Origin of the sequence: Gordonia sp. SCSIO 19800 (genome assembly GCF_018132775.1) — a bacterium.
GTDB lineage: Bacteria > Actinomycetota > Actinomycetes > Mycobacteriales > Mycobacteriaceae > Gordonia > Gordonia hongkongensis.
The window spans coordinates 140,692-153,900 of record NZ_JAGRQM010000011.1 but is presented as its reverse complement, the minus strand read 5'-3'; the positions used below and the strand labels follow the sequence as shown (position 1 = coordinate 153,900).

11 protein-coding genes and 1 rRNA gene are annotated in these 13,209 nt (G+C 69.3%); all 12 read left to right on the top strand.

What is annotated here, in order from left to right; all coding sequences use genetic code 11:
- The first annotated feature begins 244 nt into the window (after positions 1-244).
- Positions 245-361: ribosomal RNA gene (rrf, locus tag KB201_RS14675) — 5S ribosomal RNA — on the top strand.
- Between the two features lie 132 nt (positions 362-493).
- Entirely contained in the window at positions 494-2,710 is a 2,217-nt protein-coding gene (locus KB201_RS14670) for an HAD-IIA family hydrolase (RefSeq protein WP_211539549.1), read from the top strand.
- A gap of 11 nt (positions 2,711-2,721) precedes the next feature.
- A complete protein-coding gene (locus KB201_RS14665) occupies positions 2,722-3,012 on the top strand; it encodes a hypothetical protein (protein WP_211539548.1) in 291 nt (96 codons plus the stop codon).
- A gap of 52 nt (positions 3,013-3,064) precedes the next feature.
- Positions 3,065-3,952: a TlyA family RNA methyltransferase gene (locus KB201_RS14660; RefSeq protein ID WP_211539555.1), complete on the top strand. Its 888-nt coding sequence runs from the start codon at positions 3,065-3,067 to the stop codon at positions 3,950-3,952.
- 70 nt (positions 3,953-4,022) lie between these two features.
- The gene (locus KB201_RS14655; protein ID WP_058253151.1) at positions 4,023-5,042 is read left to right on the top strand and encodes an NAD kinase; all 1,020 of its coding nucleotides are present in this window, start codon (positions 4,023-4,025) and stop codon (positions 5,040-5,042) included.
- Positions 5,043-5,044: 2 nt separating this feature from the next.
- Positions 5,045-6,799: a DNA repair protein RecN gene (gene recN, locus KB201_RS14650; RefSeq protein WP_211539547.1), complete on the top strand. Its 1,755-nt coding sequence runs from the start codon at positions 5,045-5,047 to the stop codon at positions 6,797-6,799.
- A 102-nt stretch (positions 6,800-6,901) separates the two neighbouring features.
- The gene (gene steA / locus KB201_RS14645; protein WP_211539546.1) at positions 6,902-8,089 is read left to right on the top strand and encodes a putative cytokinetic ring protein SteA; all 1,188 of its coding nucleotides are present in this window, start codon (positions 6,902-6,904) and stop codon (positions 8,087-8,089) included.
- 3 nt (positions 8,090-8,092) lie between these two features.
- Positions 8,093-9,028, top strand: coding sequence for a copper transporter (locus KB201_RS14640; protein WP_211539545.1), 936 nt, complete (start codon positions 8,093-8,095; stop codon positions 9,026-9,028).
- Positions 9,029-9,170: 142 nt separating this feature from the next.
- Positions 9,171-10,970 carry a CTP synthase gene (locus tag KB201_RS14635; RefSeq protein WP_078113827.1) on the top strand — a complete coding sequence of 600 codons (1,800 nt, stop codon included), beginning with the start codon at positions 9,171-9,173 and terminating at the stop codon, positions 10,968-10,970.
- 5 nt (positions 10,971-10,975) lie between these two features.
- Positions 10,976-11,611 carry an NUDIX hydrolase gene (locus tag KB201_RS14630; RefSeq protein ID WP_058253154.1) on the top strand — a complete coding sequence of 212 codons (636 nt, stop codon included), beginning with the start codon at positions 10,976-10,978 and terminating at the stop codon, positions 11,609-11,611.
- Positions 11,608-12,528: a site-specific tyrosine recombinase XerD gene (xerD, locus tag KB201_RS14625; protein ID WP_058253155.1), complete on the top strand. Its 921-nt coding sequence runs from the start codon at positions 11,608-11,610 to the stop codon at positions 12,526-12,528. The genes KB201_RS14630 and xerD overlap by 4 nt, the downstream gene beginning before the upstream one ends.
- Positions 12,529-12,666: 138 nt before the next feature.
- Positions 12,667-13,209, top strand: a 543-nt coding sequence (locus tag KB201_RS24895; protein WP_374193929.1) for a ParA family protein, incomplete at its 3' end; no start/stop codon positions are given.

Sequence of the window (13,209 nt, the reverse complement as noted above, 5' to 3'; positions counted from 1 at the left end):
TACGCACAGCAATGTGTTCAGGTGACTGGTACTAATCGGCCGAGGACTTACCAACAACACCCACAACATCACCAAACCTCAGGTTCGGTTGGTGTTCGCATCCACTATGTACTTCTGAAACAACACACTCCTCCGGGTGGCTTCGCCCCCCGGACACCCCCCCAACAACACCACGGTGTGACGGGGTGGTGAGAGGTGACAAACAAACACACGCACACTACGTGAGCGTGTTGTTTCACAAAGTTACGGCGGCTATAGCGGAGGGGAAACGCCCGGCCCCATTCCGAACCCGGAAGCTAAGCCCTCCAGCGCCAATGGTACTGCACCCTAATCAGTGTGGGAGAGTAGGACACCGCCGAACACAATTTCAGAAAGGCCCCGTATTCGATGATTTCTTTCGTCGGATACGGGGTCTTTCTCGTGCGTCGGTCGCCTGATGCGTCATCGCCGGGCGGCACAACTCAGCAAAGTTCGAGGGCATAGATTGGCAGCTATGAGTGATCGTGATCGTCCGCGCCGCGACGGGCGCGGCCAGCGGGACACACGTGGACAGCGGGATGGCGGTCGAGGTGGCCGGAATGATCGTCCGGGGCGTGACCGCGGATCTGATCGCGGCAGCCGGCAGCCCGGGCCACCGCTACCCGAGGACATCGCGGCGTCGGATCTCGATCCCGAGGTGCGCCGTGATCTGCTGACGCTCGACAAGGCAAACGCCGAGATCGTCGCGCGGCACCTGGTGATGGTGTCGCGCATCCTGCTCGAGAATCCTGTCCAGGCGCTGGAACATGCACGTGCGGCTCGCGCCCGCGCTTCCCGGGTCGGCGTCGTTCGCGAGACGGTCGGCATCGCTGCCTACAACGCGGGCGAGTGGCAGGAGTCGGCGACCGAACTCCGCGCAGCCAAGCGCATCACCGGCAACCCGGCCCTGTTGCCGCTCATCGCCGACTGCGAACGCGGACTCGGGCGCCCCGAGCGTGCCGTCGAGATCGCGCGCGGTGACGAGGGACGGTCACTGACCGGCGACGATGCCACCGAGATGCGGATCGTCGAAGCCGGTGCCCGCATGGACCTCGGTGAACCGGAGAAAGCGGTCGTCACGCTGCAGGCCGAGAACCTCAAGCCCGGGCAGCTCGGTACCGGACCGGCCCGTCTCTTCTATGCATATGCGTCTGCCCTGGAAGCTGCCGGTCGTCGCGACGACGCGATCACCTGGTTCATGAACGCGGCGGCCGCCGACGTCGACGACGTCACCGATGCCGAGTTCCGGCTGACCGAGCTGGCCAACGACGACCAGCCGTCCGAGAGTGTGGGAGTGAACGGCGCTGCGCCAGGCGAGCTCGACAGCCCGCTGTCGGTGCCGGCTGTCGATAGGGACATCGACTCCGATGCGGACCCGATCCCGCCCGCCTCGGCGCCTGCGCCCGATGTCACTCCCGCTATCGATTCACCTGCTGCGTCCGGTGCCATCGAGAACGACACCATCGAGAAGGACACCATCGAGGCCGTTCCGGGTACGGCCGACCTGTCACAGACCTCGAATTCGGTGGCGGTGTCAGCCGTTGCCGAGGAAGAGCGAGATGCCGGCGATGACGTGATCGCCGAGTCGACCATCGTGGAAGGGGTGCCCAATCCCCTCGCCACCCTGGACGAGTCGTCGGGAACCGAGTCTGCGGCCGAACCCGCCATCACATCGCCGTCCGATTCCGTGACCCTTGTCGATCGTCACGACGCACTACTCCTCGACCTGGACGGCACCGTGTTCGCCGGGCACCACGCGCTGCCGAATGCGCTGGATGCCCTCGCCCGGCTGAACATCCCGCGGTTCTTCGTGACCAACAACGCGAGCCGGCGGCCGTCGGAGGTGGCCGCGCACCTGCGTGAGCTGGGGTTCGAGGCGACCGACGACCTTGTCGTCACGAGTGCACAGTCGGGCGCGCGGCTGCTGTCCGAACATCTCGAGCCGGGCTCGCGTGCATTGGTGATCGGTACCGACGGACTCGCGCAGGAAGTCCGCGAGGTCGGTGTCGGGGTGACGCGTAGTGCCGACGACCGACCGGCCGCGGTGATCCAGGGACACTCGCCGGACACCGGTTGGGCGCAACTGTCGGAGGCGGCGCTCGCGATCCGGGCCGGCGCGCTGTGGATCGCCACGAACATCGACGCCACCCTGCCGTCCGAACGGGGCCTGCTCGTGGGGAACGGTTCAATGGTCGCCGCGCTGCGCAACGCGACGGGCAAGGAGCCCCTGGTGGCCGGCAAGCCCGCCGCGCCGTTGATGGCCGACGCGATCGCGCGTGCTCGGGCGAGTGCGCCGCTCGTGGTCGGGGACCGGCTGGACACCGACATCGAGGGCGGCCATGCCGTCGGTATCGAGAGTGCCCTGGTCCTGACCGGTGTGAGCACGGTCGACGATCTACTGTCGGCGCCCCCGGAGCAGCGACCCACCTACGTTCTCGACGACCTCGCCGGCCTGTTCGTCGACATCGACGCCGTGCGGGTGTCCGACCAGCCCGGTTGGGACATCACCGTCGAGGGTCCGACCGTGCGGGTCGCCGGTTCCGGCGCGGAGGCGGGACTGGTGCCCGCGCTCGCCGCCGCCACCTGGGCCGCAGTCGATGCGGGGTCCGCAAATCCGGACGACTTGCGGGTGACCGCGGAGGGAGCCGCGAGGACCAAGCTCGAGTCCCTCGGTGTCACAGTCGTCGGCTAGCGTGGTCCACGATGACTCACCCGACCGCCTCCCCGGCTGACCCAGGACCGTCCCGGCCCACGCCGGGAGCGATGCCGCGTCGGCAGTTCGACCCCGTCGTCGACGCATTCGCCACCGCCGATGGGGTCGGGGAACTGCCCGACGTGGAGGCCGAGGTCACCGAGATGCTCGCGCAGGTCGACGAGATCCGTGAATCGGCGGGTGACGCCTTCTCGCTGGCGGCGCTCGAACGTCAGGCGGCGCTTCTCGAACAGGCCCATGACTCGCTCACCGCGGCCCTCGACGCCGTGGACCGACGATGAGACCGGCCTCGGTGCGGAAGCCGGAGTCGTCCACGAGGGAGCGGTTCTGACCATGGTCGCCAGAGCACGACTCGACGCCGAACTCGTCCGCCGAGGTCTCGCCCGATCGCGCGAACAGGCGCGTGAGCTCGTCGATGCCGGGTCGGTCCGGGTCAACGGGACCGTCGCGTCGAAGGCGGCCACCGGGGTCACCCGTGACACCCCGATCGTCGTCGACGAGGGTCCGCGAGACGACTGGGCGTCACGAGGCGCGCACAAGCTGCTCGGTGCGCTCGGGGCGTTCGAGCCGGGTGGCCTGACGGTGGAGGGGCGTCGGTGCCTCGACGCCGGCGCATCGACCGGGGGATTCACCGATGTGCTGCTGCGCCGCGGGGCCCGCGAGGTGGTCGCCGCGGACGTCGGATACGGACAACTGATCTGGCGGTTGCAGAACGACGAGCGCGTCGTGGTCCACGACCGGACCAACGTCCGGCACCTCGAGCCCGGGTCCATCGGCGGCCCGGTCGACGTCGTGGTCGCCGACCTGTCGTTCATCTCGCTGGGCCTGGTGCTGCCCGCGCTGGCCCGTTGCTGCGCGCCGGGCGCCGACCTGCTGCCGATGGTCAAACCGCAGTTCGAGGTCGGCAAGGACCGGGTGGGGTCGGGCGGCGTGGTCCGCGATCCCGCGCTACGCGCCGAGGCGGTACTCGGGGTGGCGACCGAGGCCGCCGCGCACGGACTGCGGACGCGCGGCGTGGTGGCGAGCCCGCTGCCCGGGCCGTCGGGGAACGTCGAGTACTTCCTGTGGTTGCACAACGAGCTCGCCGACCGGACGGGCGAGGAGTCGGGGTGGAGCGATAGGGTCGACCGGGCGGACTCGACCGACGCGGATCGCCTCCTCGGGTCCGCGGACGAACTCCGGGACATGATCGAACAGGCGGTCGCCGCGGGACCGCGCTGACCGCTGGGCCCGCGTCTCCGTACCGACACCGCACTTGTCCCAGACCGCACTTCGATGGAGGGGATCACCAGTGACCGACGATCCGGCACCGGACCACACCGGTGCCCGCGAGTTCTTGGTGGTCGCCCACACCGGACGCGAGAACGTGCTCGAGACCATCGAGGCGATCGCGCGCCACTGCGCGGCCGCCGACGTCGCGCTGCGCGTGGTCGACCACGACACCCTCGACCGCGACGCCCCCGATCACGATGTGCTGTACCGGAACAACGAGGGCGAGTCGCCCCGTCCCCGCAACGTACCGGTCGACCCTGAATACCTGCGTTCGCTCGGCGCGGTCGTCGAGGTCACGACGGCCGAGTCCGCGACGGCAGAGGGCTGCGAACTCGTCATCGTCCTGGGCGGTGACGGCACCTTCCTCCGGGCCGCCGAGCTGGCCTATCCCGCCGAGGTCCCGGTCCTGGGTATCAATCTCGGACACATCGGCTTCCTCGCCGAGGCCGAGGCGCATCGCGTCGACGAGGTCATGACCCAGCTGATCGCCCGGGACTACCGCATCGAACCGCGGATGACCCTCGACATCGCCATCGTGGACCCGGCCGACCCGGACCCGCCGACCGCGTGCAGCTGGGCGCTCAACGAGGTCGCGGTCCTGAACACGAGCAACAACGGTGTCCTCGAGCTCGTGACCGAGGTCGACGGCCGGCCGGTCTCGGCCTTCGGCGCCGACGGAGTGCTGGTGTCGACACCGACCGGATCGACGGCCTACGCGTTCTCCGCCGGCGGGCCGGTGATGTGGCCCGACCTCGAGGCCATCCTGGTCGTGCCGAACAACGCCCACGCCCTGTTCGCCCGGCCGATGGTGACGAGTCCGCGATCGCGGATCGCGGTGGAGGTGGACAAGAACGGGCGGTCCGCGCTGGCGCTGTGCGACGGCCGACGCGCACTCGACGTGCCCGCGGGAGCCCGCGTCGAGGTGGTGCGCAGCGAACGGTCGGTGCGTTGGATCCGGATCGATTCCGACCCCTTCGCCGACCGACTGGTCACCAAGTTCGCCCTCCCGGTCACGGGATGGCGAGGGAGGCAGGCATAGTCGTGCTCGAAGAGATCTCGATCACCGGTCTCGGTGTCATCGAGGAGGCGCAGGCGCGCTTCCATCCGGGATTCACGGTGCTCACCGGCGAGACCGGAGCGGGCAAGACGATGATCGTCACCAGCCTGCACCTGCTGTCCGGTGCCCGCGCCGACGCGACGCGCGTCCGGACCGGCAGCCCCAAGGCAGTCGTCGAGGGCCGGTTCCGGCTCGCGAACAACGGCGGAGCGCACCGGGATCCGGTCGTCGCCGACATCCTGGACTCCACCGGAGCCGAACTCGACGACGACGACACCGTCATCGCGGTCCGGTCGGTCAGCGCCGACGGACGATCCCGCGCCCATCTGGGCGGCCGGTCCGTCCCGGTGGGCGTCATGGGCCAACTCACCACGGCGGTCCTGGCCATCCACGGCCAGAACGACCAGTTGCGGCTCCTCCGCCCCGAACACCAGCGCGCGGCACTCGACACGTTCGCCGGCCCGAAGGCGGCTGCGGCGCTGGACTCATACCGGAAGGCACGAACGGCCTGGGTCGAGGTCCTCGACGAACTCGACGCCCGGCGCGCCAACTACCGGGAACTCGCGCAGGAAGCCGACCGGCTGCGGTTCGGCATCGACGAGATCGCCGCCGTCGATCCGGTGCCGGGCGAGGACGAGGAGCTGACCGCGACGATCCGCCGGCTCTCCGACCTGGAGTCCATCCGTAGTGCCGCCGACCAGGCGCACGCCATCGTCGCCGGGGATTCGGGATCGTCGGTCATCGAAGGACTCGGAACGGTGCGCACGCTGCTGGAGACCGCGGCCGACGACACGCTGCGTGATCTCGTACCGCGCGTCGCCGAGGCGCTCACCGTCATCACCGATGTCGGCGCCGAACTGACCGCCTTCACGTCGGGCCTACCCGCCGACGCCAAGGAGCTCGACAAGTTGCTCGCCCGTCAGGCCGAGCTGAAGACGCTCGTCCGCAAGTACGCGCCGGATGTCGACGGGGTGATCGACTGGCGCCACAAGGCCGAGGCCCGGCTCGCGGAGATCGAGGACCCACGGGCCTCCATCGAGGAGCTCGAGGTTGCCGCGACGGCGGCCCGGGGCAAGGTGCAGGCCGCGGCGGACAAGTTGCACACGCTGCGGTCGAAGGCCGCGAAGTCGATGGCCGACAAGGTGTCTCGAGAGCTCAAGGGGCTGGCGATGGGGGACTCGGCGCTGGCGGTCGCGGTCAACCCGGATGCGGCGACGCCCGACGACCGGCTGACCGTCAGCGTCGCGGGCACCGCCGCGCACGCCGGCGCCGACGGCGCGGACAAGGTCGAATTCGCACTTCTCGCTCATCCCGGCGCCACGCCGCTGCCCATCGCGAAATCGGCGTCGGGCGGCGAACTCTCGCGGGTCATGCTCGCCCTCGAAGTCGTCCTCGCCGCACCCACCTCGGGATCGGTGATGGTCTTCGACGAGGTCGACGCCGGGGTCGGTGGTCGCGCGGCCGTGGAGATCGGGAGGCGGTTGTCGAGGCTGGCCCGGGCACACCAGGTGATCGTGGTGACCCACCTCCCTCAGGTCGCGGCGTTCGCCGACAACCACCTGGTCATCGGCAAGAGCAAGAAGGGGGCGCTCGTCACCAGCAGTGTGCGCACGCTCGATCGCAGCGAGCGAGTGGCGGAGTTGGCCCGCATGCTCGCGGGCCTGGGGGAGTCCGACACCGGGCGCGCCCACGCCGAGGAACTGCTGGCCACCGCGGAGGCGGAGCGCGCCGCCGACTGAGCACCGCGGACGGTGAAACACATGATGCGTGTGTGACAAAAGTTGCTGTTGTTACGGCGCGCCTCCCCGGCTGAGGCGTGCCTTCGGCCGATCATGGCCGTCATGAAGATGCCTGCACTGCTCGCGCGTAACACCGAAGAACTGCCTGGCGTGACCGGTATCGCCAGAATCGACAAGAACACGAAACGGCTGCTCAACCGCGTCGGGCCGGGCGACATCGCCATCCTCGACGAGGTCGACCTCGACCGGGTGACCGCCGACGCGCTCGTCGAGGCCAACGTAGTGGCCGTGGTCAACGCCTCGCGGTCGATCACCGGCCGCTACCCCAACCTCGGACCCGAGGTCCTGGTGGCCTCCGGCATCGTGCTGCTCGACGATGTGGGTCCGGAGATCTTCAAGCGGGTCAAGGACGGTGCCAAGGTGCGGGTCCACAACGACCGGCTCCTCGTCGGCGAACGGCGACTCGCCCTCGGTACCGAACTCGAGGAGCGCGACATCGCCGACATCATGATCGGTGCCAAGGCGGGCCTCGTCGACCATCTCGAGGCGTTCTCGGGCAACACGATCGAGTTCATCCGCAGCGAGTCGCCGCTGCTGATCGACGGGGTCGGTGTGCCGGAGATCGACGTCGACGTCGCAGGCCGTCACGTCGTCATCGTCGGCGAAGGTGCCGACCGTGCTGCCGACCTCCGCTCGCTGAAGCCGTTCATCAAGGAGTACCAGCCCGTCATGGTGGGCGTCGGGGCCGGTGCGGACACGCTGATGAAGGCCGGGTACAAGCCGTCGATCATCGTCGGCGATCCCGAGACCATGAAGACTCCGACGCTGAAATCCGGTGCACAGCTGGTGCTTCCGGCCGACACCGACGGACATGCGACCGGGCTCGAACGCATTCAGGACCTCGGCATCGGGGCCACCACGTTCCCGGCTGCCGGGTCGGCCGGCGACCTCGCGTTGCTGCTCACCGACTACCACGGCGCCGACCTGATCGTCACCGTCGGCTACCCGGGATCGCTCGACGACTTCTTCGACCGGTCGCGCCGGGAGAGTAATCCGTCGATGTTCCTGACCCGACTGAAGGTGGGCCAGAAGCTCGTCGACGCGAAGGCGGTCGCCACGCTCTACCGCAGCCGGGTGTCGGGTGCCGCCATCGCGTGCGTCGTGTTCGCGGCACTCGTCGCCGTCATCGCCGCCGTGCTGCTGTCGAACGCGGGCACCGACATCACCGACTGGATCGTCGTGCAGTGGAATGCGCTGCTCGACTGGGCTCGAGAGGTCTGGAACCGGTAGCCGATGATCTCGCTACGACAGCATGCGATCTCGCTGGTCGCGGTCTTCCTCGCGCTCGCCCTGGGATTGTTCCTGGGGTCGGGATTCGTCGGGGACCGCGTCAACTCGATGACCGGCACGAGCCGTGACCGCATCGGCGACCTGGAGAGCGAGCGCGACGATCTCAACGCAAAGCTCAACGCCTCCAACAGCTTCGACCTCGCCATCACGCCCCGGCTGATCGCGAACAAGCTCAAGGGGCAGTCCGTGCTGGTGGTCACCGCACCGAACGCGGCGGATGCCGATGTCGATGCGGTCAAGGAATCGATCTCGGGTGCCGGTGCCCGCTTCGGCGGACAGATCGGTTTGACCGACGCACTGCTCGCCGACGGCAAGTCCGAGGAGCTGCGGACGATCGTCGACCAGACCATTCCGCCGGGCACGATGCTGCGCGCGGAGCTGACCGATTCCGGGGGCCGGGTCGGGGACCTGCTCGGGGCCCTCGTGCTGTCGAACGAGGCGGCACGGCCGGCGTCGTCCGGGGACCGTCTGACCGGTCTGGCGACACTGCGCGACGGTGGGTTCATCGACTACGCCGACAACGCGATCACCCCGACCGATCTGGTGGTGGTGGTGACCGGTGACGAGTTCGGTCCGGACTCCGGTGCGCAGGGCACGCTGGTCGGCCGCCTGGCCGCCACGCTGTCGGCACGCGGGGTCGGCGGGGTACTGGTCGGACGCACCGGTTCCGCGGCGGGCGGGTCGCCGATCGCCATCGTCCGCTCGGATCCGTCGCTGGCCAACGCGGTCTCGACCGTCGACAACATCGACCAGCCGACGGGTCTCATCACGACGATCCTCGCCCTGGCCGCCGAGGCCGACGGGACGACCGGCTCCTACGGCACCGGCCCGGGCGCGACCGCGATCACCGTCGGTGCCGACGGACGACCGGCCGCCTGAGATCGAGTCCGCCACCGCACGCGAGCACCGCCACACCCGTCGACGGTGTGGCGGTGCGGCGTCGGGCGTCGGTGGTGTTACCCTGGAGTCCCGTAGGTAATCAGGGCATCGGCCCCGATTCGGCCGACGGGAGACACTTCTTTTGCGACCACTTCGCCATGTACACGACACCAAGCACATCTTTGTGACCGGTGGCGTCGCCTCTTCGCTGGGCAAGGGCCTGACGGCCTCCAGCCTGGGTCAGCTTCTCACCTCGCGGGGCCTCCGGGTCACCATGCAGAAGCTCGATCCGTATCTGAACGTCGATCCGGGCACCATGAATCCGTTCCAGCACGGTGAGGTGTTCGTGACCGAGGACGGCGCCGAGACCGATCTCGACGTCGGACATTACGAGCGTTTCCTCGACCGCAATCTCTCGCAGTCGGCGAATGTGACCACCGGACAGGTGTATTCGTCGGTCATCGCCAAGGAGCGCCGCGGCGAGTACCTCGGTGAAACCGTTCAGGTCATCCCGCACATCACCGACGAGCTCAAGTCGCGCGTGCTGGCCATGGCCGAACCCGACGCCGACGGTGAGGTGCCCGATGTGGTCATCACCGAGATCGGTGGCACGGTCGGCGACATCGAGTCGCTGCCGTTCATCGAGGCCGCGCGCCAGGTGCGCCACGACGTCGGCCGCGACAATGTCTTCTTCCTGCACGTCTCGCTCGTGCCCTACCTCGCGCCGTCGGGGGAACTCAAGACCAAGCCGACCCAGCACTCGGTCGCCGCGCTGCGCAACGTCGGCATCCAGCCCGACGCGCTGATCCTGCGCTGCGACCGCGATGTGCCCGAAGGGCTCAAGAAGAAGATCGCGCTCATGTGCGACGTCGAACTCGACGGCGTGATCTCGACCCCCGACGCCCCGTCGATCTACGACATCCCGAAGGTGCTCCACAGCGAGCACCTCGACGCCTACGTGGTCCGCAAGCTCGGTCTGCCGTTCCGCGACGTCGACTGGACGGTGTGGGGCGAGCTCCTCCGCCGTGTGCACGAGCCGCGCGAGACAGTGCGTGTCGCGCTGGTCGGCAAGTACGTCGATCTCCCCGACGCCTACCTGTCGGTGACCGAGGCCATCCGCGCCGGTGGCTTCGCCTGGAAGGCGCGCACCGAGATCAAGTGGGTGCCGTCGGATGAGTGCGCCACCCCGGCCGGCGCGCAGGCCGCCCTCGGCGACGTCGACGCGATCCTGATCCCCGGCGGCTTCGGCATCCGCGGCATCGAGGGCAAGGTCGGTGCCATCTCGTACGCACGGCGGCGCGGGATCCCGCTGCTGGGCTTGTGCCTCGGGCTGCAATGTGTGGTCATCGAGGCGGCGCGCTCGGTCGGCCTCGACGAGGCCAGCTCGACCGAGTTCGACCCGGAGACCCCGCACCCGGTGATCTCGACGATGGCCGATCAGGCCGACGCCGTGGCCGGCGACGCCGACCTGGGCGGCACCATGCGACTCGGTGCCTACGACGCCGTGCTGAAGGCCGGATCCGTCGTCGCCGAGGCCTACGGAACGCGGGAGGTGTCCGAACGTCACCGTCATCGCTTCGAGGTCAACAACGCCTACCGCGACAAGATCGCCGACTCCGGGCTCGTGTTCTCGGGTACCTCGCCCGACGGGCACCTCGTCGAATTCGTCGAGTACCCCAAGTCGGTGCACCCGTACCTGGTTGCCACGCAGGCACACCCGGAGCTCAAGAGCCGGCCGACCCGGCCGCATCCGTTGTTCCGGTCGTTCATCGAGGCGGCCCTGAAGTACAAGGCGGCCGAACGTCTTCCGGTCGACCTCGGCGACGACTACGAGTCGAACGACGCTCCCGCGGACGCGGTGGCCGCCGTCAACGCGGTCACGGTGGAACCGGTCGCCGGGCTGGGCGAGGCAGTCCTCGACGACCCTGCCGGCAGGGACTGACCGCGTTGGGCCACGACTTCGAGGTCAAGGACAGCCGCACCGTCTACGACGGCGCGATCATCACCCTCCGGGTCGACGACGTCGAGATGCCGGGCGGGCGCGTCGCCGAGCGCGAGGTCGTCGAACACTTCGGCGCCGTCGCGATCCTGGCGCGCGACGACGCCGGCCGGGTGGCGATGGTGCGGCAGTACCGTCACCCCATCGGCCGACGCCTGCTCGAGTTGCCCGCCGGGTTGCTCGACCAGGCCGACGAAGAACCCCTGGCCGCCGCCCAGCGCGAGCTGGCCGAAGAGGCCGACCTCGCCGCCGACTCGTGGCACGTCCTGGTCGACCTCGCGCTGTCACCCGGCTTCACCGACGAGGCGCTGCGGTTGTATCTCGCCGAGGGGCTGCACCATCTCGACGCGGCCGAACGCGTCGACGAAGAAGCCGACATGTCGATCGAGTGGGTGCCGCTCGACGACGCCGTCGCGAAGGTGTTGTCGGGGGAGATCGTCAACGCGACGAGCGTGGCCGGCATCCTGGCCGCGGCCGCAGCCGGCGGGTCGACGGCCGGCCTCCGCGGCGTCGACGCCCCGTGGCCGGACGAGCCGACCGCGTTACGGAACCGACGTGCCGACGATCGGGGCCGCCGGTCGTGACCCTGGCCGCCGACATCGCGCGCTACCTCGATCACCTGACGGTGGAGCGGGGTGCGGCGGCCAACACGGTGTCGTCCTACCGGCGCGATCTCGAGAGGTACCGCGGGTATCTCGACCGGCGGGGGATCCCGTCACTCGACGCCGTGACCGAAGAGGACATCCGCGAGTTCCTCGTCGAACTCCGTCGCGGTGACGCCGAGGCGGGCTTCGCCCCGCTCGCCGACAGTTCGATCGCGCGAACTCTCGTCGCCACCAGGCGTTTTCACAAGTTCGCGGTGGACGAGGGGATCGTGCCGACCGACGTCGCGCACGAGGTCCGGCCGCCGCGCGCGGCGCGGCGCCTGCCGAAATCCCTGCCGGTCGACGAGGTGCTCGCCATTCTCGATTCGGCCGGCGTCGAGGACCATCCGCGCGGGTTGCGGGACCGCGCGCTGCTGGAATTCCTCTACAGCTGCGGGGCGCGGATCTCCGAGGCCACCTCCCTCGATCTCGACGATCTCGATCTCGACGACATGCGCGCGGTTCGCCTCCGGGGCAAGGGCGGGAAAGAGCGTCTCGTGCCGCTCGGCGGGCCCGCCGTCCAGGCACTCGAGGCGTACCTCGTCCGCGGGCGACCCGCGCTGGTGTCACGGGCGACGCCCGCGGTGTTCCTGAACGCGCGCGGCGGGCGGCTCTCGCGGCAGAGCGCGTGGCAGGTGCTCGTCACCGCGGCCGAGCGCGCCGGCCTCGACAAGGCGGTCTCGCCGCACACCCTCCGGCACAGCTTCGCGACCCATCTGCTCGACGGCGGCGCCGACGTCCGCGTCGTCCAGGAACTCCTGGGCCATGCCTCGGTCACCACCACGCAGGTGTACACGCTCGTGACGGTCAACACGATGCGGGAGGTCTATGCCGTCGCCCATCCGAGGGCGCGTTGACCCCGCGGATCCCCCGGGCGCGCCGACGCCGGGATGACCGGGGAGATGTCCTAGGCTGATACGAGGCTCGGCCGTGGACGGACAGGACGACTGAACCACCGAGAAGCGGCATCGAACAGCGAAGGGAGCGGCGGACACGTGACCACTCCGAGCGCACCCCTGTCTGGCGCCCGTCCGGGAGGGTCTGGCGCCCGTCCGGGAGATCAGTACAGCATCCAGGTGTCGCCCGGAAACGACACCGAAGAGGCCGAGCACGATGCCGACGAGATCGGCCCCACCGGGCGGCCGTATCGCGACGTGCCCCAGCCCGCTCCGCTGGACCGTCACGGGCCCGCCACGGTGATCGCGGTCTGCAATCAGAAGGGCGGCGTCGGCAAGACGACGTCGACCATCAATCTCGGTGCGGCGCTTGCCGAATACGGTCGTCGAGTCCTGCTCGTCGACCTCGACCCGCAGGGTGCGCTGTCCGCGGGACTCGGTGTGCCGCATCACGAGCTGGAACAGACCGTCTACAACCTGCTCGTGCCGCCGCAGGTGGCGACCGACGAGGTCCTGATGCGGACCCGCGTCGATGGTCTCGACCTGCTGCCCAGCAACATCGACCTGTCGGCCGCGGAGATCCAGCTGGTGACCGAGGTGGGTCGCGAGCAGTCGCTCGGCCGGGCACTGCATCCCGTGCTC